This window comes from Enterobacter sp. HNDS-6, assembly GCF_039850505.1.
Lineage (GTDB): Bacteria > Pseudomonadota > Gammaproteobacteria > Enterobacterales > Enterobacteriaceae > Enterobacter > Enterobacter kobei.
The window spans coordinates 1,829,848-1,853,418 of record NZ_CP156673.1 but is presented as its reverse complement, the minus strand read 5'-3'; the positions used below and the strand labels follow the sequence as shown (position 1 = coordinate 1,853,418).

The window sequence follows — 23,571 nt, the reverse complement described above, 5'->3', positions numbered from 1 at the left end:
AATCGCTTTCTGGCACGCTGCATTCATCAAAACACTACACAAGAGAGCCGGGCGATGAATAAATGGGGCGTGGGTTTAACATTATTGCTGGCATCGACCAGCGTTCTGGCGAAGGACATCCAGTTACTGAACGTGTCTTACGACCCGACGCGTGAGCTGTACGAGCAGTACAACAAAGCATTTGCGGCGCACTGGAAACAGGAAACTGGCGACAATGTCGTGGTTCGCCAGTCTCACGGCGGCTCCGGTAAACAGGCGACCTCCGTCATCAACGGTATCGAAGCCGATGTGGTGACCCTGGCGCTGGCCTACGATGTCGACGCCATTGCCGAGCGTGGTCGTATCGACAAAAACTGGATCAAACGCCTGCCGGATAACTCTGCGCCATACACCTCGACCATCGTCTTCCTGGTACGTAAAGGCAACCCGAAACAGATTAAAGACTGGAACGACCTGGTAAAACCGGGCGTGTCAGTGATTACACCAAACCCGAAAAGCTCCGGCGGCGCTCGCTGGAACTACCTGGCGGCCTGGGGTTACGCGCTGCATCACAACAACGGTGACCAGGCCAAAGCGCAGGAGTTCGTGAAAGCGCTGTACAAAAACGTCGAAGTGCTGGACTCCGGCGCGCGTGGCGCCACCAACACCTTCGTCGAGCGCGGTATCGGCGACGTGCTGATCGCATGGGAAAACGAAGCCCTGCTGGCCACCCACGAGCTGGGCAAAGACAAGTTCGAGATTGTGACCCCAGGCGAGTCTATTCTTGCCGAGCCGACTGTTTCCGTGGTCGACAAAGTGGTTGATAAGAAAGGGACAAAAGCGGTGGCGGAAGCCTACCTGAAATATCTCTACTCGCCTGAAGGCCAGGAAATTGCGGCGAAAAACTACTATCGTCCACGCGATGCGGCTGTTGCGAAGAAATATGAAGGGGAATTCCCGAAACTGAAACTCTTTACCATTGATGATGTGTTCGGCGGCTGGACGAAAGCGCAGAAAGAGCACTTCTCTAATGGCGGCACCTTCGATCAGATTAGCCAGCGCTAAGCGTTATCAAACGGCACGGTGACCCGGTGTGAGAAATCCACCGGGTTTTTTATTTGGTCATCATTTTGCGTTACTCTTTCGCCTCTATCGAAAACAGGGAACGCGTTGTGAAAAAAATTATCTTATTGATCCTTATTATCATCGCCCTTGCCGCTGGCGGCGTGTACTGGATAAAAGCGGGTAATCCGAATGCGTTGCGTCATATCGTTCTCGACCAGTGCCTGCCTAATCAACTGCAACACCGTAACCCGGCACCCTGCGCACAGGTGAAGCCTGATGCGGGCTATGTCGTATTTAAAGACCGCAACGGGCCGTTGCAGTATCTGCTGATGCCGACATACCGCATTAATGGAACCGAAAGCCCGCTCCTGACCGAGCCTCACACGCCAAATTTCTTCTGGCTGGCGTGGCAGTCGCGCAGCTTTATGACCCTGAAGCGGGGATCTGAGGTGCCTGACAGCGCCATTTCACTGACGATTAACTCGCCGACTGGCCGTACGCAGAACCATTTCCATATTCATATCTCCTGTCTGCGCCCGGACGTACGTGAGAAACTCAATGCGGCACAGGGCGACATCAGCACCCAGTGGCTACCTCTACCCGGTGGGCTGGAGGGGCACGAGTATCTTGCCCGACGGGTAACGGAGAATGAACTGGTCCAGCGCAGCCCGTTTATGATGCTGGCGGAAGAGCTACCCGAAGCGCGCGACCACATGGGGCGCTTTGCGCTGGCGATGGCGCAGCAGTCGGATGGTTCGTTTGTTTTGCTGGCGACCGAGCGAAACCTGCTCATGCTTAACCGCGCCTCGGCTGAGGAATTGCAGGATCATCAATGCACTATCCTGAAGTGACCCCACCATAAATAGCGTTTACTCGTCCTGCCTGTCGCCGTAGACTTGCTGAAAAAATCTACAGGAGACAGGTATGTCGCTCTGGTTATCTCATCCTCTGCTGCTGCCTTCGTTGATTGTTGGCGTCACCATCGTGCTATGGGCGACGTCGCTACTGCCAGAATTTATCACCGCGCTGCTGTTTTTCACGGCAGCGATGGCCGCCAGAATCGCCCCGCCGGAAGCCATTTTCGGCGGCTTTGCCTCGTCGGCTTTCTGGCTGGTATTCAGCGGTTTTGTACTGGGGGTGGCGATCCGTAAAACCGGTCTGGCTGACAGGGCCGCCCGGGCGCTGTCAGCAAAGCTTACCGATTCCTGGATAGTGATGGTGGCGAGTGTGGTGCTGCTGAGCTATGCGTTGGCGTTTGTGATGCCGTCAAATATGGGGCGTATTGCGCTGCTGATGCCGATTGTTGCGGCGATGGCGAAACGTGCCGGTATCCCTGACGGTTCCCGCGCCTGGTTTGGTCTGGCGCTGGCTGTGGGGTTCGGCACTTTCCAGCTCTCGGCAACTATCCTGCCTGCTAACGTCCCTAACCTGGTGATGAGCGGTGCGGCGGAAGGCTCGTACGGCATCCACCTGAACTATGTTCCGTATCTGCTGCTGCACACCCCGGTGCTGGGCATTCTCAAAGGACTGATCCTGATTGGCCTCATCTGCTGGTTATTCCCCGGCAGCCCAAAACCGCCGAAGGATCTGGCGCCATCTGAACCCATGGGGCAGGATGAAAAGCGCCTCGCCTGGCTGCTGGCGGTGGTGCTGGTGATGTGGGTCACGGAGAGCTGGCATGGTATTGGGCCGGCATGGACTGGGCTGGCGGCGTCCGTCATCGTTATGCTGCCGCGCGTTGGTTTTATCACCGGGGAAGAGTTTTCTGCGGGGGTGAATATGCGTACCTGCCTCTATGTTGCAGGCATTCTTGGGCTGGCCATCGTGGTAACGCAAACCGGTATCGGTACGGCGGTGGGCGAAGCGTTGCTCCGCATTATGCCGCTGGACGCAGACAAACCGTTCACCAGTTTCCTGGCGCTGACCGGTATCACCACCGCGCTCAACTTCATTATGACTGCCAACGGCGTTCCGGCGCTGTATACCACCCTGGCACAGAGCTTCTCAGATGCCACCGGCTTCCCGCTGCTGTCGGTGATTATGATTCAGGTACTGGGTTATTCCACGCCGCTGCTGCCGTATCAGGCGTCGCCGATTGTTGTGGCGATGGGGCTAGGGAAGGTGCCTGCAAAGGCGGGGATGATGCTCTGTCTGGCGCTGGCTGTTGCGACGTATCTGGTGCTGCTGCCGCTGGATTATCTGTGGTTTAGCTTGCTGGGGAAAGTGTAGTCCGCCCAACCCTCTCCCGAAGGGAGAGGGAGGAGAAGAGCGTAGGGCGGGTTAGCGAAGCGCCACCCGCCGCAAAGGCAATTACGCCTGTTTAGCCGCTTCTGCCGCTTTAACGATCACCGCGAAAGCGTCAGCTTTCAGGGATGCACCGCCAACCAGCGCGCCATCGATGTCTGGCTGGGTGAACAGCTCAGCAGCGTTGGAAGCGTTTACGGAACCGCCGTACTGGATAATCACTTGCTCAGCCACTTTCGCATCGGCTTTAGCAATGTGGTCACGGATGAATTTGTGCACGGCCTGAGCCTGCGCTGGCGTTGCAGATTTGCCGGTACCGATCGCCCAGACTGGCTCGTAAGCAATGACTGCACCTTCGAACGCTGCTGCGCCCTGCGTTTTCAGAACCGCGTCGATCTGACGTGCGCACACTTCTTCGGTTTTGCCCGCTTCGTTTTCTGCTTCGGTTTCACCGATGCACAGAACCGGGATCAGACCCTGCTCTTTCAGCACAGCGAATTTCTTCGCGATGAACTCGTCGGATTCTTTGTGGTAGGTGCGACGCTCTGAGTGGCCGATGATGATGTATTTTGCGCCGATATCTTTCAGCATTTCAGCGGAAGTTTCACCGGTGAACGCGCCAGACAGGTTAACGTCAACGTTCTGTGCACCCAGAATGATGTGGCTGCCGTCAGCGGCGCGTTTAGCCAGGTCCAGGTACATATCCGGCGGAGCGATAGCAACCGCGCAGCCCGTTACGCCAGCCAGCTCTTTACGCAGGTTCGCAACCAGTTCGTTTACCATGTGGCGGCTGCCGTTCAGTTTCCAGTTACCCATCACTAAAGGATGTCGCATTTCAATTCTCCACGCTAAATAAGCGAATTAAGGAATATGGCCGCCCTGTCGGGCAGCATGGTCTGTGAATCAGTATAGAGATTTTCCCTCGAAAGGCTTTGCTTTTTGTCATTAATTCGCCCCGCCGAGGGTGTCAGATAGCGCCAGCTTAATCGGTTCAACTGCGAAGGTCAGTCCTTTTTCGCCGTTATCCGCCACCACATAGCGAATTGCCCCTTCAGTTGTGGCGTAGTACCGCTTGTTTTTACCCGCGGCCAGCAGCTTTTGCAGCTTTTGCTGGCTTTGCTTTTTCGTCAGCGCGGGCGTAAACGCCTGTAATACCGCGCTCATGTACTCCTGCGCCTTCGTTTTTGCCGCTTTCTGCTCTGGGCCCTGGATCGGTAGCCAGGTGATTTGCATACTTTTGATTTTTAACGTCCCACGCTCCAGCGCCGTGGAGGCATACAAGTTTTCGTTTATCTTGCTCGCCGCGCGGGTCAGGGTTGGGGTGTCACGAGAAGTATCAATGGCGCGAAACTCATCCAGCGGCAACGTAGGGTTGGTCTGATTGAAGGTTTCACGAAACTGACTGATGGATTGATCGAACGACGGCGCGCCTGCCAGCAAATAGGGTGCCGTGGTAGGGGCCGACGTGTCGGCGGCGTGCAGCGGAAAACCCGCGCCAAGCATCGCTATACACAGGAAGAGAGTGTGTGCCGAACTTTTCATCAACATTGCCCCTGGCCGTAAGTGCTCATGATTAAAACGATATCTGCCCGGCTTGTCAAAAGGTCACAACTCCAGGGTAAAATGCGGACTAAATGATAATAAGGAACCTTACATGACCATACAGCAGTGGCTGTTTTCATTCAAAGGGCGTATCGGACGCCGTGATTTCTGGGTCTGGATGGTGACGTGGGTTGTCGCCATGCTGCTTCTGTTTTTCGTTGCGTACAATGCCTGGTTGAGCACGCAAACGGCGGCTTTTGCGCTGGTCTGTTTGCTGTGGCCAACGGCGGCCGTGGTGGTGAAACGTCTTCACGATCGTGGTCGTTCCGGCGCGTGGGCTTTTCTGATTATTCTGGCGTGGATGCTGGTCGCAGGGAACTGGGGGATGCTGCCGTCCATTCTTCCCTGGGTGGTGGGCAGGCTGCTGCCGTCCGTTATCTTCGTGATGATGATTGTCGATCTGGGCGCGTTTATCGGCACCCAGAGCGAAAATAAATACGGTAAAGACACCCTTGAGGTGAAGTACCGCTGATCACCAGTAGTGTTCGGCAGTCATATGACCCGGTCGGCGGCGAAGATGTTTCGTCATCTGCCGGGTATCCTTCAGAAGCTGTTGCGTATCCCGAACCATCTGCGGGTTACCACACAGCATGACGTGGCTGGTGTCGGCAGTCATCGGCAAACCCACTGCGTTTTCCAGCACACCACTCTCAATTAACGCCGGCACGCGACCGGTCAGCGTACCTGCTACGGTTTCGCGGCTGACGACGGTCTGAATTTTCAGCTTCCCGCCATATCGCTGTTCCAGCGCCTGCATCTGTGGCAAGTAGCTCAGGTCTGCGGCGTAGCGCGCAGCATGCACCAGCACGATGTTTTTAAAGCGCTCAAGGTCTTTGCCATATTGCAGAATGGAGAGGTAGGGGCCAATGGCCGTGCCGGTTGCCAGCATCCAGAGCGTGTCACAATCAGGGATCTCTTCGAGTACAAAGAAACCTGCTGCTTCACTCACAATTTGCACATCGTCACCGGGCTTAAGGGCGGCAAGGCGCGGGCTGAGCTTACCGTCCGGGACGGTCACCAGATAGAACTCAAGATCCGGATTATCCGGCGCGTTAACGTAAGAGTAGGCGCGCTGCACGCGTTCGCCGTCGACATCCAGCCCCAGCTTCGCAAATTGCCCGGCCTTAAACGGGTGAACGGGAGCATGCAGGGTGAGACTAAATAGCGCATCGGTCCAGAACTCTATCTTTGTGACTTTACCTGTTACCCAGTCCGCCATGATCTTCTCCTGTGCTGTTTCTCTGTTCTATCTTCCGTACTTGTGGGAAACATTTCCAGCCCCTTCGGGCCGGAAAGCTCTATCGATCAAACGGTTTTACAGAATGTGCGTCTGTACGTCCGGGTCTTTACGATCGAGATAGTGAATGGACTGAATGCGGCGAATGGTGCGCGATTTACCGCGGATCAGCAGCGTTTCGGTGGTCGCCATATTGCCCTTGCGGGTGATGCCGTCCAGCAGGTCACCTTTGGTGATGCCGGTGGCGGAGAAGACAACGTTGTCGCTGCGTGCCATTTCATTCAGCGCGAGAACCTTATTGGCTTCGATACCCATTGCTTCGCAGCGCGCCAGCTCGTTTTCACCGATACGGCGGTTCTCGTCGCTGTCGCCTTTCACCTCATGCCGAGGCAGCAGGCGCGCCTGCATATCGCCGTCCAGCGCGCGGATCACCGCCGCCGAGACCACGCCCTCCGGCGCACCGCCGATGCCGTACAGCACGTCTACTTCGCTGTCCGGCATGCAGGTCAGAATTGAGGCGGCAACATCGCCATCCGGAATGGCAAACACGCGCACGCCGAGCTTTTGCATCTGCGCGATGGTGGCGTCGTGGCGCGGTTTTGCCAGAATCGTCACGGTCAGTTCACTCAGGGGTTTGCCCAAAGCTCTGGCGATGTTGCGCAGGTTCTCTTCCAGCGGCAGGCTGAGGTCGATTGCGCCCTTCGCACCAGGACCGACTATCAGCTTTTCCATGTACATATCCGGCGCGTTAAGGAAGCAGCCTTTATCGCCCACGGCCAGAACCGCAAGCGCGTTGGCCTGACCCATCGCCGTCATGCGGGTGCCTTCAATCGGGTCTACGGCGATATCCACCGCATCCCCTTTGCCGGTACCGACTTTTTCACCGATATAGAGCATTGGCGCTTCGTCGATCTCGCCTTCGCCGATGACGATAGTGCCGTCGATGTTGACCTGGTTAAGTACAATGCGCATGGCATGGACAGCAGCACCGTCCGCGGTATTTTTGTCGCCACGCCCCAGCCATTTATAGCCTGCGAGGGCGGCCGCTTCGGTGACGCGGGAAAACTCGATAGCAAGTTCACGTTTCATGAGGTACTCGTGCAATCAAAAGGAATTGCACGAAGTTTATCACAGAGTGGGGAGGGGAGAGGGGACTGGTGCGGTTTGGGCCCCTCTCCCTCTCCTCATGGGAGAGGGAGAGGGAATATAGGATTACTCGTCGTGCTCTTCCCACGCCAGGGCGCGCTTCACTGCTTTCTTCCAGCCGCTGTAGCGGAAGTTGCGCTCGGTGGTTTCGATGCCCGGGCGGAACTCGCGCTCGATAACCGCTTTTTCCTGCAGCTCGTCCAGGTTCTGCCAGAAGCCTACCGCCAGACCGGCAAGATATGCCGCACCCAGCGCCGTGACTTCACGCACTTCAGGGCGCTCAACGCGGGTACCCAGAATGTCGGACTGGAACTGCATCAGGAAGTTATTCGCTACCGCGCCGCCGTCCACGCGCAGGGCGTGCAGACGAATGCCGGAGTCTGCCTGCATCGCTTCCAGCACGTCGCGCGTCTGGTAGGCAATGGATTCCAGGGTGGCGCGAATAATGTGGTTCGAGTTCACACCACGCGTCAGACCGAAAATCGCACCGCGTGCATAGGGATCCCAGTACGGTGCGCCCAGGCCGGTGAACGCTGGCACCACGTACACACCGTTGGTGTCCTTCACTTTGGTCGCAAAGTATTCGGAGTCGAAGGCATCGCTAATCAGCTTCATCTCGTCACGCAGCCACTGAATAGATGCACCCGCCATAAACACCGCACCTTCCAGGGCGTAGTTCACTTCACCGCGAGGGCCGCAGGCGATGGTGGTCAGCAGGCCGTTTTCTGATTTCACCGCTTTCTCACCGGTATTCATCAGCATAAAGCAGCCGGTGCCGTAGGTGTTCTTCGCCATCCCTTCTTTGACGCACAGCTGGCCGAACAGTGCCGCCTGCTGGTCACCGGCGATACCGGCGATAGGAATACGGGTGCCGCCTTTACCGCCAATGTTGGTCTGACCGTAGACTTCTGAAGACTTGCGCACTTCAGGCAGCATCGCGCGTGGGATATCCAGCGCGTCCAGCATCTTGTCATCCCACTCCAGGGTGTTGATGTTGAACAGCATGGTACGCGAGGCGTTGGTGTAGTCGGTGACGTGAACACGTCCCTGGGTCATCTTCCAGATAAGCCAGGTATCAACGGTTCCGAACAGCAGCTCGCCGCGTTTTGCTCGTTCGCGTGAACCTTCCACGTGGTCGAGGATCCACTTCACTTTGGTGCCGGAGAAGTACGGGTCAACCACCAGACCGGTGGCGCTGCGCACGTACTCTTCCATCCCGTCACGCTTCAGCTGTTCACAGATTTCTGAGGTACGGCGGCACTGCCAGACAATAGCGTTGTAGATAGGCTTACCGGTTTCGCGTTCCCAGACAATCGTCGTTTCACGCTGGTTGGTAATACCGATAGCGGCAATCTCGTCGGAACTGATATCGGCTTTCGCCAGTACTTCAACCAGCGTTGAGCTTTGTGAAGCCCAGATCTCCATTGGGTCATGTTCTACCCAGCCTGGACGAGGGTAAATTTGCTCAAATTCACGTTGAGACACGCTGACAATGTTCGCGTCATGATCCATTACGACAGCGCGGGAGCTGGTAGTGCCCTGGTCGAGCGCAACGATATATTTTTTTTCGGTCATGGTATGTGTCCCGTAGTCAGATTACAGCGAAGCTTTTTGTTGTGCGGTAGAAGTCGTTTCCTTCTCCTCTTCCACACAGGTGTCGCACGGTAAGTGGCGACCAATTAATTTGCGGTAGCTAAACGCGCCCAGCGCGGCCCCAACCACCGGCGCAAAAAGCGGTACCAGGAAGTAAGGGATATCTTTCCCGCCAGTAAAGGCCACGTCGCCCCATCCCGCGATAAACGCGAAGGCTTTCGGTCCGATATCACGCGCCGGGTTCATCGCAAACCCGGTCAGCGGGCCCATGGATGCGCCGATCACCGCAATCAGCAGACCAATCAGCAAGGGGGCCAGCGGGCCACGCGGAATGCCGTTTCCGTCGTCGGTCAGCGCCAGGATAACGCCCATCAGAATAGCGGTAATCACCATTTCAACTGCGAACGCCTGCACAAAATTGATATGCGGGTTTGGATAGGTTGAGAAGATGCCTGCCAGATCCAGACTTTCGACGCTGCCGCGCACCATATGATGCGTCTGTTCGAAGTCGATGAAAAGATTGTAATAAAGCCCGTAAACTAACGCCGCTGCACAAAACGCGCCGGCAAACTGAGAAAGAATGAAGGGAACAACTTTGCGTCCGTCGAAGCACGCGAACAGCCACAGTGCGATAGTCACCGCCGGGTTAAGATGTGCACCAGAAACCCCTGCAGTCAGGTAGATGGCCATCGCCACGCCCAGACCCCAGATGATACTGATTTCCCACTGACCAAAACTGGCACCCGCCACTTTCAGTGCAGCGACACAGCCCACTCCGAAGAATATCAACAACCCGGTACCAAGGAACTCGGCAATGCACTGGCCTTTTAAGGTTGATGTCTGACTCATAATCGGAATCCTGAAGAAATTGATGTTTATTGTTAGCGTGGTCGCCCGTGACAGCCACGATGCCCTGTAGACATAGTGTTAATTTATCGTTAACGAGCAAAAACGAGAAATATCGAAATCAAAATGTGTGGTCTGTGTCAATAAAATGAGCGTTTTCGCGCCATAAAGCGCGTTTTTGCATCAGAAATGGAATGTGAGCTGAATCATTTCATTAACGAATGAGTTAACAACTTAGTGGTATATGCCGCGAACGCACCAGGACGAGACCGAAAAGTGTTGCAAACCGCGATCTGCGCGGCGTGTCGCTGGACACAGAGCGCCGCGCTCCATACAATCGATGGAATATGTCGTGCGCGTTTACGTTAAAGCGTCGCCTTGCAATTCAGGAGAGGTAGCATCATGTCTTTAGAAGTGTTTGAGAAACTGGAATCGAAAGTACAGCAGGCGATTGACACCATCACGCTGCTGCAAATGGAAATTGAAGAGCTGAAAGAGAAAAACAACAGCCTGGCGCAGGAAGTGCAGAACGCGCAGCACAGCCGCGAAGAACTGGAGCGTGAAAACAACCAGCTGCGCGAACAGCAGAACGGCTGGCAGGATCGCCTGCAGGCGCTGCTGGGACGTATGGAAGAGGTCTGATTCCCATTGGGATTAACTGACCAGGCCGGGTAAGGCGACGCCGCCACCCGGCTTTTTTATGGTTTCTGCTCACTGACATCAAACCATAAAAAAGGCCGCCATCGGCGGCCTTAACGCTACTTGTCCTGCGCTGTCATAGCAAAAGCGACAAATCCACTCGGTTCATCACTCTTTACAACGAGTACGCTGGCGACAATGAACGCGATACATAAATAGCGTTTCATCATGCGGTCCCTGCAGCTAACCGCTCCACCGTTCACCACCGGTGATAAGTCGGCGGACACAAGCCCGGTTAAAGGTTGCTTTACGGTTGTGAATACACCTTTCCCTGGACCGATGCCCATGTGCGAGATGGCGGAAAGGAACGATGCATCATAATGAGCAACAGCAGTGTAGTTAAGGTCTTCAGCGGAAATTAGGAATTTATAAAGGGTCGACGGGGGTTACCGGAGGGATGAACCAGGGTAAGATAAAAATCCTGGTTAAAGGTTGCAAGATAATCCAACGGACCGCGAATCCCGAGGGACAAAAAAACCGCCACATTGTTATTGGCGGTTTTTTTATGATTTACGCTTACTGTTTTATTACTCAATATCCAGCGGATCTTCCGAAAGAATAATCCCGGTGTTATCAGCGTAAAGATGGTCGCCGGAGAAGAAGGTCACGCCGCCAAAATTGACGCGGACGTCGCTTTCACCGATACCGTCACCTGCTGCGCCTACCGGAATGGCCGCAATCGCCTGAATCCCGATATCCAGGTCTTCGAGATCGTCCACCTGGCGCACGGAACCGTACACCACAATGCCTTCCCACTCGTTCTGCACGGCAATGCCGGCCAGCTCTGCATCTATCAGAGCACGACGCACGGAACCGCCGCCATCGACGACCAAAACGCGGCCACGACCATTCTGTTCGAGCAGATCGTACAGCAACCCGTTGTCCTCGAAACATTTCACCGTGACGATTTGTCCGCCAAACGACGACCGTCCACCAAAGTTGGAGAACAGCGGTTCAACGACGTTGACATCTTCCTGGTAGATGTCACAAAGCTCGGAGGTATCGTATTTCATAGGTTTACCGCTCAGTTGCTGCGAATGTGTTCAGTATATCGTGCTAAATGCGTTGTTGGCAAAATCATCAATTGTTAATTGATATTTGTCAGCTAACTGAGCGTCTGGCTTAAGACAATCCCAATGACGAACAACAGGTTAGTCAGCAGGGCGCCTTTTACCGTTCGTTCCAGCATCGGCGGCATCGCGGCCGGGCTAAGTTCACGCATGACGAAGCGGGCCTGCTTAATCAGCAGCGGCGCGGCGAGTATAAACAGCCAGCCCCATACGCTGTGCAGCGAGATCAGATTAAACAGTGCCAGACAAACCAGGGCACCAATCAGCAGGCAGGCATGATAGCGGCGCGCATTGACCGGCCCCAGACGTACCGCGAGCGTGTTTTTACCGTTCTCACGGTCACTGTCGATATCGCGCAGGTTATTGATGTTGAGTACCGCCGTCGCCAGCAGACCGCAGGCGGTTGCGGGCAGGAAAAGGGCAGGGATAACGGTATGCACCTGCAGGTACCAACTCCCCATCACGCTCAGCCAGCCGAAGAACACCAGCACGGAGATATCCCCGAGGCCAATATACCCGTAAGGACGCGTACCGACGGTGTAGGTAATGGCCGCGATAATTGCGAGCAAGCCCAGCACCAGGAAGCCGATGAAGTCGCTGGTGGTTTTCGAGGCGACCGTCACCAGTGCCAGACCCGATAAACAAATCAGTACCACGGTGATAATCAGCGCGCGCTTCATCTGTGCCTGGGTAATCACCCCTTTCTGCATCCCGCGCAGCGGTCCGATACGGTCAGGTTTGTCACTGCCTTTCACCGCATCACCGTAGTCGTTAGCGAGATTGGAGAGAATTTGCAGCAGCCCTGCGGTAATCAATGCCAGCGCAGCGACCAGAGGATCAAAATAACCTTGCCACCAGGCAAGTGCCGTGCCGACGATAATGGCGGCAAAGGCCAGAGGAAGCGTTTTAGGGCGTAGACTTTCGAGCCACGCCTGAGTACGGCTGATATCAGTCATAAGTATTTAGCCAATAAAAATGGGGGCATTAGCCCCCATTAACGGTGATGAGAATGCAATAACCGCGATTATAGGATAAAACGGCTAAGATCTTCATCTGCCACTAACGCATCAAGATGTTTGCTCACATATTCAGCGTCAATGGTAATGGTTTGACCGTTAAGGTCGCTCGCATCATAAGAGATATCCTCCACCAGGCGTTCCAGCACGGTATGCAGACGACGCGCACCGATGTTTTCGGTGGTTTCGTTAACCTGCCACGCGGCCTGGGCGATACGTTTGATACCGTCTTCGGTGAACTCCAGGTTCACGCCTTCGGTCGCCATCAGCGCTTTGTACTGTACGGTCGCAGAGGCGTTTGGCTCGGTCAGGATGCGTTCGAAATCTTCGGTGGTCAGCGCCTGCAGTTCAACGCGGATCGGCAGACGACCCTGCAGTTCCGGGATCAGGTCAGACGGGCTGGCAACCTGGAACGCGCCGGAAGCGATAAACAGGATGTGGTCCGTTTTCACCATACCGTGCTTGGTGGAGACGGTGCAGCCTTCAACCAGCGGCAGCAGGTCGCGCTGAACGCCTTCACGGGACACGTCCGGGCCGGAGCTGTTGCCGCCGCGCTTACAAATTTTGTCGATTTCGTCGATGAACACGATGCCGTGCTGCTCAACCGCGTCGATAGCATCCTGCTTCAGCTCTTCCGGGTTCACCAGCTTCGCCGCTTCTTCTTCAATCAGCAGCTTCATCGCGTCTTTGATTTTCAGCTTACGTGCTTTCTGCTTCTGGCCGCCCAGGTTCTGGAACATGGACTGCAGCTGGCTGGTCATCTCTTCCATGCCAGGAGGTGCCATGATTTCTACACCCATTGGCGCGGCAGCAAGATCGATCTCAATCTCTTTATCATCCAGCTGGCCTTCACGCAGTTTTTTGCGGAATGCCTGACGCGCGGCAGACGGTTCAGCCTGCTGCTCAGCCTGGCCCCAGTTGTTTTTCGCCGGTGGGATCAGCACGTCGAGAATGCGCTCTTCGGCCATCTCTTCCGCGCGATAGCGGTTTTTCTCAATCGCCTGGACGCGCACCATTTTGATTGCCGAGTCGGTCAGATCGCGGATGATGGAGTCCACTTCTTTACCCACATAGCCCACTTCGGTGAACTTGGTAGCTTCGACTTTGATGAAAGGCGCGTTCGCCAGCTTCGCCAGACGACGGGCAATTTCGGTTTTACCGACACCGGTTGGGCCGATCATCAGAATGTTTTTCGGCGTCACTTCATGGCGCAGCTCTTCGTCAAGCTGCATACGACGCCAGCGGTTACGCAGAGCGATAGCCACGGAGCGCTTGGCGTTATCCTGGCCGATAATGTGTTTGTTCAGTTCGCTGACAATTTCGCGTGGGGTCATTTCAGACATGGGAGATCCTTACGCTTTGGAGGTCAATTCTTCGATGGTGTGGTTATGGTTGGTATAGATGCAGATATCACCTGCAATATCCAACGCCTTCACCGCGATATCACGTGCGTTCATGTCGGTATTTTCCAACAGCGCGCGGGCTGCAGCCTGGGCATAAGGGCCGCCAGAGCCGATGGCAATCAGGTCATTCTCCGGCTGAATAACGTCACCGTTACCGGTGATGATCAGCGAAGCGGTTTCATCGGCTACCGCCAGCAGCGCTTCGAGCTTGCGCAGCATACGGTCGGTACGCCAGTCTTTTGCCAGCTCAACGGCCGCTTTCACCAGATGACCCTGGTGCATTTCAAGCTTGCGTTCAAACAGTTCAAACAGCGTGAAGGCATCAGCTGTACCGCCTGCAAAACCGGCGATCACTTTGTCGTTATAGAGACGACGGACTTTCTTCACGTTGCCTTTCATGACGGTATTACCCAGCGTGGCCTGGCCATCACCGGCGATTACCACATGGCCGTTACGGCGTACACTTACTATTGTTGTCACGAGCAGACCCCCTGGTTACAAATTCGGGAAACAGAAGCCCTGAGCCTGTGCTCAGGGCTGAATTAAATGATAGATGGGGGAGATTTTGGGGGTTTCAACCCCCAGAGGCGAGTCGAATGCAGTTTGTGTGGCCGGCTACTTTCAAACGAGAAAGGGTGCCATCGGCGTTTTCTTTGCCTTTGACCGGGCCAATCACCACGCGGTTCCAGCCGTTATTGGTGGTAATGCGTGAATCAAACCCTTCAAATGCCAGCTGAGCACGCACGGTTTCGGCCTGCTCCGCACCTTTAAACGAACCGCACTGTACCATCCAGCGGCGTTCGTCTTTTTTCTCAGCCGTCTGCTTCGGCGCTTCGGTCTCTTTGGTGACCGGCGCAGCCTGCTGCGTTTTCGGCTGCTGTGCAGTGGTATGCGCTGGCGTCTGGAGCAGATCCTGATACGGCTGAGCCGCCTGTTTTTGCGGCTGTGCTTTTGGCTGCTGCTGAACAGGCTGAGATTGTACCGTACGCGTCTGCTGCTGCGGTTGCTGGTAAGGCTGTGCCTTCGGCTGCTGTACCGGCTGAGTTTGCGTCCACTGCTGCTGCTGTTGCTGCTGAATTTGAGCCTGGCGCTGACGCTGCAACTGCAACGTTTGCTGACGCTGCGCTGGCGTTTGTTCATTCCATGGCACTTCGTTCAACTGCGTCGGCTGCTGGCGCATATCGGCCTGCATTTGTGCCAGCAACTGGCGCTGCTCGTCCGTCAGTTGATCGGCATTCTTCACTTCACCACCGGCAGAGGGCTCGGTAGGCGCACGCACGCCAGGCTGGCGGCTTTCCAGCTCTTTGATATAGCGCCAGCGCTCTTCAGGTTTCGGAGGAAGGCCATTACCGGCCACTTTACTGGCCTGAAGCGCCTCGGACTCTTCCTTTTTATGGTGCGTGATGAAGTACAGACCACCAATAAAGGCGACGACAACAGCCGCAGCAATAGCGACCATTGCTGGCGAGACAGCAGGCAGGCTACGTTGCTTTTTCCTTGAGCTACTCTTTTTGCGTCGCGAAGGTGCCGGCTGGCCGCGACGTACATAATCTCGTTGTGCCACTATCGTTTCGCTGTATTTATTCGTTCGTCAGCCCGCCATGTTACTTAAGCGGCGGGGCTTTGACCAGATAAGGGTGTCCTAAAGACGTTTACGTTAAGTCAATGCCTGGGTAGAGCCCCGGACTATCAGTTCGCAGTCCAGCAACCGCGAGCCGCTGCTAACTGTTTGACCGTGAAGCTGATCCAGCAGAAGCAGCATCGCTTCGCGACCGATTTGATAGCGCGGTTGCGCGACCGTTGAGAGCGGCGGATCGCAAAATTCTGAAAGCGAAATATTATCGAATCCGATGATGGATAAATCTTTCGGTATGCGCAGGCCGCGGCGTTTGGCGTACGATAACGCGCCCAGCGCCATCACGTCGCTGTGACAAAATACGGCGGTTGGCGGTTCAGGCAGGTCCAGAAGCTTCTCCAGCGCCTGGCCACCGGCTGCGAAGGTAAAATCACCGCGGGCAATGTAGTGCGGATCGACGGTAACGCCAGTACGGCGCAGTGCCTGAACGTAGCCCTGCAGGCGGTAGTGGCACAGCGGCATTTCTTCTGGCCCGGCAATACAGCCAATGCGCTTATGCCCCAGCTCCTGAAGATAGTTCACCGCGTTGAATGCGGCGGTGAGGTTATCGATATGGACCGTCGGTAGCTCCAGTTCAGGGGCAAACTCATTGGCCATGACCATCGGCGGTAAATTGCGTTGTTCTTCGATGCTGGCGTCAAACGGCAGGCGCGAGCCAAGCAGCAGCATGCCGTCGATCTGCTTGGTAATAATGAGGTCGATAAAGGTTTTTTCCTGCTGGTTCTGATGGGCGCAGTCGCCAATCAGAACGAGGTAGCCTTGTTCCGCCGCCGTCACTTCGATACCGCGGATAATCTCACTGAAGAAGGGATCGCAGATGTCCGGCACAATCACAAGGATTGTGCGTGATTCATTGCGTTTGACGTTGCGCCCCATCGCCTGTGGGAAATAACCCACTTCAAGCGCAGCCTGCTCTACCCGGTTGCGGGTCGCCTGGGAGACTTTATCCGGGTTCATTAATGCGCGGGACACGGTTGCCGTTGAGACTTGTGCTTTCTCGGCAACGTCTTTCATGGTCGCCGTGGCAACCTCTTTCCTGGACTTCAACGTCTTCTCCTCGCCTGAACACCGAACTTCTGACATCACCATTTTTACAGATAGTTAATGGAATCGGTTACAGAATTTTCATAAAAAGTGTGAGGAGCGTTAAATTTTTCGATCCGTCTTCAGCCTTCGATGGGATCGACGTCCAGCACCCACTTCACTTTACGTGCTTCAGGCAGGGTGTTGATCAGCGCCAGCGTGCCGCTAACAATGTGCTGTAAACGGATCCGCGAAGGATGCTGGAGCAAAATTTGCCAGCGGAAACGTCCGCCGCGTTTCGGCGCCAGCGCCGGTACCGGACCCAGGATCCACAGCTGATTATCCACCAGGGGGCTGGCCTGCAGGAGATTTCTCAGCTGCTGCAGGAAAAGCGGTGCCTGCTGGTTGTTATGATCTTCCGCGCGGATGATGACGTGGCTGGTCCACGGCGGCAGCTGCATGGTCTGTCGTTCGGCCAGCGCCTGCTCGGCAAAGGCGTCATAGCCTTTGTGCAGCAGGGTTTGCAGCAGCGGGTGCTCAGGGTGGTGCGTCTGCAGAACCACTTCGCCCTGTTTGCCTGCGCGCCCTGCCCGTCCGGCCACCTGGGTATAGAGCTGGGCAAAACGCTCGGCCGCGCGGAAATCCGCAGAGAACAGCGCGCCGTCCACGTCCAGCAGGGCGACCAGCGTGACGTCCGGGAAGTGGTGTCCTTTTGCCAGCATTTGGGTACCAATCAGAATGCGCGCCCCGCCGCGATGTACTTCCGCGAGCTGCTGTTCCAGCGCGCCCTTGCGGCTGGTGGTGTCTCTGTCGATACGAGAGATTGGAACGTCAGGGAAGAAGGGCGCCAGCGCCTGCTCAAGCTGTTCCGTTCCTAGTCCGACCGGCACGATATGCGTTGACCCGCACGATGGACACTGGCGCGGCACCGGACGCTGGCTGTCGCAGTGGTGACAACGCAGGTGGCGCTGTGCCTGATGGAAGGTGTAGTAGTGGTCACAGCGTGGGCATTCCGCAATCCAGCCGCAGTCGTGGCACAGCAGGGCGGGTGCAAATCCGCGGCGGTTGAGGAACAGAATCACCTGGTTGCCCGCCTGCAAATGCTGACGCATGCGGGTAATCAATGCGGGTGCTAGCCCGGCCTGAACCTGCTGACCTTTTAGATCGAGCACGTGCTGAATGGCCGGACGGGCATTCCCGGCACGACGCGTCAGACGCAGCATATGATATTTGCGCTGGCGCACGTTGTGCAGGGTTTCGAGCGCAGGGGTGGCGGAGCCAAGAATAATCGGAATTTGCTCGCTGTGGGCGCGATAAACTGCCAGATCGCGGGCATGGTAGCGCCAGCCTTCCTGTTGCTTATAGGAGCTGTCGTGCTCTTCGTCGATCACGATCACGCCAAGATTTTTAAACGGCGTAAACAGCGACGAGCGGGTGCCGATCACAATCGCCGCTTCGCCATTTTTCGCTTTCAGCCAGGCGCTGAGGCGTTCGCTGTCGTTCAGACCGGAGTGCAGGACCTCAACCGGCGCGTTAAAGCGCTCGCGGAATCGAGCGATGGTTTGAGGGGTTAAGCCAATTTCCGGCACCATGACCAGCGCCTGTTTGCCCTGCGCGAGCACGTTTTCCAGCACGCTCAGATACACTTCGGTCTTACCGGAACCGGTGACGCCCGCCAGCAGCCAGGCAGAAAAATGGTCCGAGGCGCTGTGAATGGCGCCGACCGCGGTGGCCTGCTCGGTATTCAGGCGCAGACGATCCCCTGAAACGGAGAAGCCGTCGCGCCAGTCGTGAAGGGCTGGGGCCTGGCTTGCCAGCTCGCTCAGACCTTTCTTTCTCAGGGCCTGTAAAGCGGCTTCGCTCACCTCAAGTTCGTCGACCTGATGCCGCCAGATGTTACCCTGGCGCAGAGCGGCCAGCGCCTGCTGCTGTTTCTGCGATCGTTTGAGGCTATTAATGTCTACGGCCTGCCCTTGCTCGGTGGCAAACCAGTACCACATCGGCGCATGGCTGGCGCTCTTACCCTGGCGCAGCAGGATAGGCAGGGCGTGGAACAGGACATCCCCAATCGGATGATGGTAGTAATCAGCCGCCCACAGTAGCAGTCGCCAGGTGTTGGTGGAGTAAACCGGTTCGCTGTCCAGTACCTCAATGACCGATTTCAGCTCATTAAGGGGGAGTTCGCTTTTATCGCTGACGGAAACAACGATCCCCACACGCTGTTGTTTGCCAAACGGCACGGTCACGCGACAGCCCGCTTTGGCGCTCATGCTGTCGGGCAGCAGGTAGTCAAAGGTGCGGGGAAGCGGAACGGGCAGGGCAACGTGAGCGACGGGCATCGAATCTTCCTGACTTGAAAAGTGGCGCGTTAGTATACACATTAGTGAAAGCGGCGTGCGGATCAGTTTGCATACGTTGGTCAAATTCTGTATGATTCGCCGCCTTTGGTGTACTTTACGCCAAAGAACTTACATTCAACATCGCGTGGTGTCTGGCGTTAGGGCTGGAAGAGCGACGCGGCCTTAACTGAGGTTCTCCCATGAAAAAAGATATTCACCCGAAATACGAAATGATTACTGCAAACTGTTCTTGCGGTAACTCTATCCAGATCCGCTCCACCGTGGGTCACGATCTGAACCTGGACGTGTGCGGCAAATGCCACCCGTTCTACACTGGTAAGCAGCGTGATGTTGCAACCGGTGGCCGTGTTGACCGCTTCAACAAGCGTTTCAGCATCCCGGGCGCTAAATAAGTTTCCCGAAAAAAAGGCACCGCAAGGTGCCTTTTTTGTATCCGCTTCTCAGTATTCCCACGTATCCGGGTCAATACCCAGTTCACGCATGATCACCTTCGCCTCTTCCGGGATTTCGTCGCTACGCTCTTTGCGCAGATCGTCATCGTTCGGCAACGGTTGACCGGTAAACGCATGCAGGAACGCTTCGCACAGCAGTTCGCTATTGGTCGCGTGACGCAGGTTGTTCACCTGACGACGCGTACGTTCATCGGTGAGGATCTTTAACACCTTCAGAGGAATGGAAACCGTAATTTTCTTTACTTGCTCACTCTTCTTACCGTGCTCAGCGTATGGGCTGATATATTCGCCGCTCCATTCAGCCATGAGATACCTTTAATCCTCTCAGTCATTAATCTAAAGGTGCAAACCGGTCACTGCCCGTTTTGAACCGTAATCTTGCGTAGTTTACCGTAGAGACGATACCGTGGCACGGATATTGCCGCTGCAGCGTGCACTAAAGCATATAATTTTAACGGCTATTTGCGCATTGCTCAATCTATACGCAAAGAAGTTTAGATGTCCAGATGTATTGACGTCCATAATTTGAATGTTTACTCTGGTGCCTGACTTTTCACCTCATTCGCCAGGAAGCCCTCACCATGACGCGTAAACAGGCCACTATTGCAGTGCGTAGCGGATTAAATGATGACGAGCAGTACGGCTGCGTTGTCCCGCCGATTCATCTTTCCAGTACCTACAATTTCACCGGATTTAATGAACCCCGCGCGCACGACTACTCGCGTCGTGGCAACCCTACGCGTGATGTGACCCAGCGTGCGCTGGCCGAGCTGGAAGGGGGCGCAGGGGCCGTATTGACCAACACCGGGATGTCTGCGATTCACCTGGTGACGACCGTGTTCCTGAAGCCGGGCGACCTGCTGGTGGCACCGCACGACTGCTATGGCGGCAGCTATCGTCTGTTTGACAGCCTCGCAAAACGCGGCTGTTATCGCGTGCTGTTTGTCGATCAAAACGACGAACAGGCGCTGAAACAGGCGCTGGCAGAGAAACCAAAGCTCGTTCTGGTGGAAAGTCCAAGCAATCCATTGTTGCGCGTTGTCGATATTGCGAAAATTTGTCAGCTCGCAAGGGATGCGGGAGCGATAAGTGTAGTGGATAATACGTTCCTCAGTCCGGCCCTTCAGAACCCACTCGCACTGGGTGCTGATCTGGTATTGCATTCATGCACTAAATATCTGAACGGCCACTCTGACGTGGTAGCGGGCGTGGTGATTGCAAAAGATCCCGACGTTGTCACGGAACTGGCATGGTGGGCCAATAACATTGGCGTCACCGCCGGGGCGTTCGACAGCTACCTGCTGTTGCGCGGCATCCGTACGCTTTCTCCGCGTATGGACGTGGCGCAGCGCAATGCCCAGGCCATTGTCGATTTCCTGAAAACCCAGCCGCTGGTGAAGAAGCTTTATCACCCGTCGCTGCCGGAAAACCAGGGGCACGAGATTGCCGCGCGCCAGCAGAAAGGGTTTGGCGCGATGTTAAGTTTTGAACTGGACGGTGACGAGCAAACGCTGCGTCGCTTCCTGAGCGGGCTGTCATTGTTTACGCTGGCGGAATCATTAGGTGGGGTTGAAAGCTTGATCTCCCACGCCGCAACCATGACGCACGCCGGTATGGCACCGGAAGCACGTGCCGCCGCCGGGATTTCCGAGACGCTGCTGCGTATCTCGACCGGTATTGAAGATTCTGAAGATTTAATTGCCGATCTGGAAAATGGCTTCCGGGTCGCAGCCAAGGGGTAATCATGAGTGTGATAGCGCAGGCAGGGGCGAAGGGTCGTCAGCTGCACAAGTTTGGTGGTAGTAGTCTTGCTGATGTGAAATGTTATCTGCGCGTTGCAGGGATCATGACGGAGTATTCACAGCCGGGTGACATGATGGTTGTCTCCGCGGCGGGCAGCACCACCAACCAGTTGATTAGCTGGCTGAAACTGAGCCAGACCGATCGCCTTTCTGCGCATCAGGTGCAACAGTCCTTACGCCGCTATCAGAGCGAACTGATTGCTGGCCTGCTGCCAGCGGACGTTGCCGACGGGCTGATCAGCGCTTTTACGCACGATCTTGAACGTCTGGCGGCCCTGCTGGACAGCGGGATCACCGACGCGGTGTATGCCGAAGTGGTGGGCCACGGTGAAGTGTGGTCTGCACGTCTGATGGCTGCTGTGCTGCAACATCTGGGTGTGGATGCCGCCTGGCTCGACGCCCGTGATTTCCTCCGCGCCGAACGCGCCGCACAGCCGCAGGTGGATGAAGGGTTATCCTATCCGCTGCTGCAACAGCTCCTGGTGCAGCATCCCGGCAAACGTATTGTTGTCACCGGCTTTATCAGCCGCAGCAATGCGGGCGAAACCGTGCTGCTGGGCCGTAACGGTTCTGACTATTCGGCAACGCAAATCGGTGCGCTGGCGGGCGTGTCCCGCGTGACCATCTGGAGCGACGTGGCCGGCGTTTACAGCGCGGACCCGCGTAAAGTGAAAGATGCCTGTCTGCTGCCATTGCTGCGTCTCGACGAAGCCAGCGAGCTCGCTCGCCTGGCCGCGCCCGTGCTGCACGCCCGCACGCTGCAGCCGGTGTCCGGTAGCGATATCGACTTGCAGCTGCGCTGTAGCTATACCCCGGATCAAGGCTCTACGCGTATCGAGCGCGTGCTGGCGTCCGGTACCGGGGCGCGTATTGTCACCAGTCATGATGACATCTGCCTGATTGAGTTCCAGGTGCCCGCGGGCCAGGACTTCAAGCTGGCGCATAAAGATATCGACCTGGTATTAAAGCGTGCCCAGGTGCGTCCGCTGGCCGTTGGCGTGCATAACGACCGCCAGCTGCTGCAGTTCTGCTATACCGCTGAAGTGGCGGACAGCGCCCTGAAGATTCTGGATGAAGCGGGCCTGCCGGGCGAGCTTCGCCTGCGTCAGGGGCTGGCGCTGGTGGCGATGGTGGGGGCGGGCGTCACCCGTAACCCGCTGCACTGCCACCGCTTCTGGCAGCAGCTGAAAGGCCAGCCGGTTGAATTTACCTGGCAGTCAGAAGAGGGCATCAGCCTGGTCGCCGTGCTGCGTAAAGGGCCAACCGAAAGCCTGATTCAGGGTCTGCACACCTCTCTGTTCCGCGCGGAAAAACGCATCGGCCTGGTGCTGTTTGGTAAAGGCAACATCGGTTCCCGCTGGCTGGAGCTGTTCGCCCGTGAGCAGGTGACGCTTTCGGCACGTACCGGGTTTGAATTCATTCTCGCAGGCGTGGTGGACAGCCGCCGCAGCCTGCTGAATTACGAAGGGCTGGACGCCAGCCGGGCGCTGGCCTTCTTTAACGATGAGGCCGTCGAGCAGGATGAAGAGTCGCTGTTCCTGTGGATGCGCGCGCACCCGTATGACGATCTGGTGGTGCTGGACGTCACCGCCAGCGAACAGCTTGCCGATCAGTATCTGGATTTCGCCAGCCACGGTTTCCACGTTATCAGTGCCAACAAGCTGGCGGGGGCGAGCAGCACGGATAAATACCGTCAGATCCACGACGCGTTTGAAAAAACAGGCCGCCACTGGCTGTATAACGCCACCGTTGGGGCGGGCCTGCCGGTTAACCACACCGTGCGTGACCTGATTGAAAGCGGCGACAGCATTCTGGCGCTGAGCGGGATCTTCTCCGGCACGCTCTCCTGGCTGTTCCTGCAGTTTGACGGCACCGTACCGTTTACCGACCTGGTGGATCAGGCATGGCAGCAGGGCTTAACCGAGCCTGACCCGCGTGTTGACCTCTCCGGTAAAGACGTGATGCGTAAGCTGGTGATTCTGGCGCGCGAAGCGGGTTACGACATCGAACCGGATGCCGTCCGCGTCGAGTCCCTGGTGCCTGCTGGCTGTGAAGAAGGGTCTGTGGACCATTTCTTTGAAAATGGTGAAGAGCTTAACGAGCAGATGGTGCAGCGTCTGGAAGCGGCGAACGAGATGGGACTGGTGCTGCGCTATGTGGCGCGTTTTGAGGCCAACGGTAAAGCCCGTGTCGGCGTCGAGGCGGTGCGACCTGACCATCCGCTGGCGGCGCTGCTGCCGTGCGATAATGTCTTCGCGATCGAAAGCCGCTGGTACCGCGATAATCCGCTGGTGATCCGTGGCCCGGGCGCGGGGCGCGATGTCACCGCCGGAGCGATCCAGTCCGACATCAACCGTCTGGCTAAGCTGCTGTAACGTCTACATTTCCCTCTCCCTGT

At 56.3% G+C, this 23,571-nt stretch carries 22 protein-coding genes; 8 read left to right on the top strand and 14 right to left on the bottom strand.

Annotated elements, in window-relative coordinates:
* Nucleotides 1-54: 54 nt before the first annotated feature.
* The 3 genes from ABFI50_RS08670 to ABFI50_RS08660 all read left to right on the top strand — a co-directional run bounded on the left by ABFI50_RS08670 (nucleotide 55) and on the right by ABFI50_RS08660 (nucleotide 3,273).
* Entirely contained in the window at nucleotides 55-1,044 is a 990-nt protein-coding gene (locus tag ABFI50_RS08670) for a sulfate ABC transporter substrate-binding protein (protein ID WP_014885713.1), read from the top strand.
* A 107-nt stretch (nucleotides 1,045-1,151) separates the two neighbouring features.
* Nucleotides 1,152-1,895: a CDP-diacylglycerol diphosphatase gene (locus ABFI50_RS08665; protein ID WP_014885712.1), complete on the top strand. Its 744-nt coding sequence runs from the start codon at nucleotides 1,152-1,154 to the stop codon at nucleotides 1,893-1,895.
* Nucleotides 1,896-1,968: 73 nt separating this feature from the next.
* On the top strand, nucleotides 1,969-3,273 hold the full coding sequence (locus ABFI50_RS08660; protein ID WP_032635169.1) for an SLC13 family permease: 1,305 nt from the start codon (nucleotides 1,969-1,971) through the stop codon (nucleotides 3,271-3,273).
* Between the two features lie 81 nt (nucleotides 3,274-3,354).
* Here the strand turns inward: ABFI50_RS08660 and tpiA are convergent, their stop codons facing one another.
* Nucleotides 3,355-4,122 carry a triose-phosphate isomerase gene (tpiA, locus tag ABFI50_RS08655; RefSeq protein WP_003862019.1) on the bottom strand — a complete coding sequence of 256 codons (768 nt, stop codon included), beginning with the start codon at nucleotides 4,120-4,122 and terminating at the stop codon, nucleotides 3,355-3,357.
* A gap of 111 nt (nucleotides 4,123-4,233) precedes the next feature.
* Entirely contained in the window at nucleotides 4,234-4,830 is a 597-nt protein-coding gene (locus tag ABFI50_RS08650; protein WP_023331603.1) for a DUF1454 family protein, read from the bottom strand.
* A 112-nt stretch (nucleotides 4,831-4,942) separates the two neighbouring features.
* On the opposite strand from ABFI50_RS08650, the gene ABFI50_RS08645 reads away from it, so the two are divergent.
* A complete protein-coding gene (locus ABFI50_RS08645; RefSeq protein ID WP_023331602.1) occupies nucleotides 4,943-5,362 on the top strand; it encodes a DUF805 domain-containing protein in 420 nt (139 codons plus the stop codon).
* Here ABFI50_RS08645 and fpr read toward each other — a convergent pair whose 3' ends face one another.
* The 4 genes from fpr to ABFI50_RS08625 all read right to left on the bottom strand — a co-directional run bounded on the left by fpr (nucleotide 5,363) and on the right by ABFI50_RS08625 (nucleotide 9,715).
* On the bottom strand, nucleotides 5,363-6,109 hold the full coding sequence (fpr, locus tag ABFI50_RS08640) for a ferredoxin--NADP(+) reductase (RefSeq protein ID WP_014885708.1): 747 nt from the start codon (nucleotides 6,107-6,109) through the stop codon (nucleotides 5,363-5,365).
* A 96-nt stretch (nucleotides 6,110-6,205) separates the two neighbouring features.
* The gene (glpX, locus tag ABFI50_RS08635) at nucleotides 6,206-7,216 is read right to left on the bottom strand and encodes a class II fructose-bisphosphatase (protein WP_023331601.1); all 1,011 of its coding nucleotides are present in this window, start codon (nucleotides 7,214-7,216) and stop codon (nucleotides 6,206-6,208) included.
* Between the two features lie 123 nt (nucleotides 7,217-7,339).
* Nucleotides 7,340-8,848, bottom strand: a complete 1,509-nt coding sequence (gene glpK / locus ABFI50_RS08630; RefSeq protein WP_014885706.1) for a glycerol kinase GlpK — start codon at nucleotides 8,846-8,848, stop codon at nucleotides 7,340-7,342.
* 21 nt (nucleotides 8,849-8,869) lie between these two features.
* Nucleotides 8,870-9,715 carry an MIP/aquaporin family protein gene (locus ABFI50_RS08625; protein WP_014885705.1) on the bottom strand — a complete coding sequence of 282 codons (846 nt, stop codon included), beginning with the start codon at nucleotides 9,713-9,715 and terminating at the stop codon, nucleotides 8,870-8,872.
* A gap of 399 nt (nucleotides 9,716-10,114) precedes the next feature.
* On the opposite strand from ABFI50_RS08625, the gene zapB reads away from it, so the two are divergent.
* Nucleotides 10,115-10,354, top strand: coding sequence for a septal ring assembly protein ZapB (zapB, locus tag ABFI50_RS08620; RefSeq protein WP_008501806.1), 240 nt, complete (start codon nucleotides 10,115-10,117; stop codon nucleotides 10,352-10,354).
* Nucleotides 10,355-10,938: 584 nt separating this feature from the next.
* On the opposite strand, the gene rraA is transcribed toward zapB, so the two are convergent.
* The 7 genes from rraA to priA all read right to left on the bottom strand — a co-directional run bounded on the left by rraA (nucleotide 10,939) and on the right by priA (nucleotide 18,898).
* Complete coding sequence (gene rraA / locus ABFI50_RS08615; protein ID WP_014885702.1) at nucleotides 10,939-11,424, bottom strand: ribonuclease E activity regulator RraA; 486 nt, start codon at nucleotides 11,422-11,424, stop codon at nucleotides 10,939-10,941.
* A gap of 92 nt (nucleotides 11,425-11,516) precedes the next feature.
* The gene (gene menA, locus ABFI50_RS08610; RefSeq protein ID WP_014885701.1) at nucleotides 11,517-12,437 is read right to left on the bottom strand and encodes a 1,4-dihydroxy-2-naphthoate polyprenyltransferase; all 921 of its coding nucleotides are present in this window, start codon (nucleotides 12,435-12,437) and stop codon (nucleotides 11,517-11,519) included.
* A gap of 68 nt (nucleotides 12,438-12,505) precedes the next feature.
* Complete coding sequence (gene hslU / locus ABFI50_RS08605) at nucleotides 12,506-13,840, bottom strand: HslU--HslV peptidase ATPase subunit (RefSeq protein ID WP_010436948.1); 1,335 nt, start codon at nucleotides 13,838-13,840, stop codon at nucleotides 12,506-12,508.
* A 9-nt stretch (nucleotides 13,841-13,849) separates the two neighbouring features.
* Nucleotides 13,850-14,380, bottom strand: a complete 531-nt coding sequence (gene hslV, locus ABFI50_RS08600; RefSeq protein ID WP_008501802.1) for an ATP-dependent protease subunit HslV — start codon at nucleotides 14,378-14,380, stop codon at nucleotides 13,850-13,852.
* Nucleotides 14,381-14,474: 94 nt separating this feature from the next.
* Nucleotides 14,475-15,464: a cell division protein FtsN gene (gene ftsN, locus ABFI50_RS08595; RefSeq protein ID WP_014885700.1), complete on the bottom strand. Its 990-nt coding sequence runs from the start codon at nucleotides 15,462-15,464 to the stop codon at nucleotides 14,475-14,477.
* A 93-nt stretch (nucleotides 15,465-15,557) separates the two neighbouring features.
* Nucleotides 15,558-16,583, bottom strand: a complete 1,026-nt coding sequence (cytR, locus tag ABFI50_RS08590) for a DNA-binding transcriptional regulator CytR (protein ID WP_014885699.1) — start codon at nucleotides 16,581-16,583, stop codon at nucleotides 15,558-15,560.
* Between the two features lie 119 nt (nucleotides 16,584-16,702).
* Nucleotides 16,703-18,898: a primosomal protein N' gene (gene priA, locus ABFI50_RS08585; protein ID WP_045134874.1), complete on the bottom strand. Its 2,196-nt coding sequence runs from the start codon at nucleotides 18,896-18,898 to the stop codon at nucleotides 16,703-16,705.
* A gap of 200 nt (nucleotides 18,899-19,098) precedes the next feature.
* On the opposite strand from priA, the gene rpmE reads away from it, so the two are divergent.
* On the top strand, nucleotides 19,099-19,311 hold the full coding sequence (gene rpmE, locus ABFI50_RS08580) for a 50S ribosomal protein L31 (protein ID WP_003862040.1): 213 nt from the start codon (nucleotides 19,099-19,101) through the stop codon (nucleotides 19,309-19,311).
* A 48-nt stretch (nucleotides 19,312-19,359) separates the two neighbouring features.
* Here the strand turns inward: rpmE and metJ are convergent, their stop codons facing one another.
* On the bottom strand, nucleotides 19,360-19,677 hold the full coding sequence (gene metJ / locus ABFI50_RS08575) for a met regulon transcriptional regulator MetJ (RefSeq protein WP_006179183.1): 318 nt from the start codon (nucleotides 19,675-19,677) through the stop codon (nucleotides 19,360-19,362).
* A 275-nt stretch (nucleotides 19,678-19,952) separates the two neighbouring features.
* Between metJ and metB the strand changes: the two genes are divergently transcribed.
* Both metB and ABFI50_RS08565 read left to right on the top strand, forming a co-directional pair.
* A complete protein-coding gene (gene metB / locus ABFI50_RS08570) occupies nucleotides 19,953-21,113 on the top strand; it encodes a cystathionine gamma-synthase (protein ID WP_021242813.1) in 1,161 nt (386 codons plus the stop codon).
* Nucleotides 21,114-21,115: 2 nt separating this feature from the next.
* Entirely contained in the window at nucleotides 21,116-23,548 is a 2,433-nt protein-coding gene (locus ABFI50_RS08565; protein WP_023338878.1) for a bifunctional aspartate kinase/homoserine dehydrogenase II, read from the top strand.
* Nucleotides 23,549-23,571 lie beyond the last annotated feature (23 nt).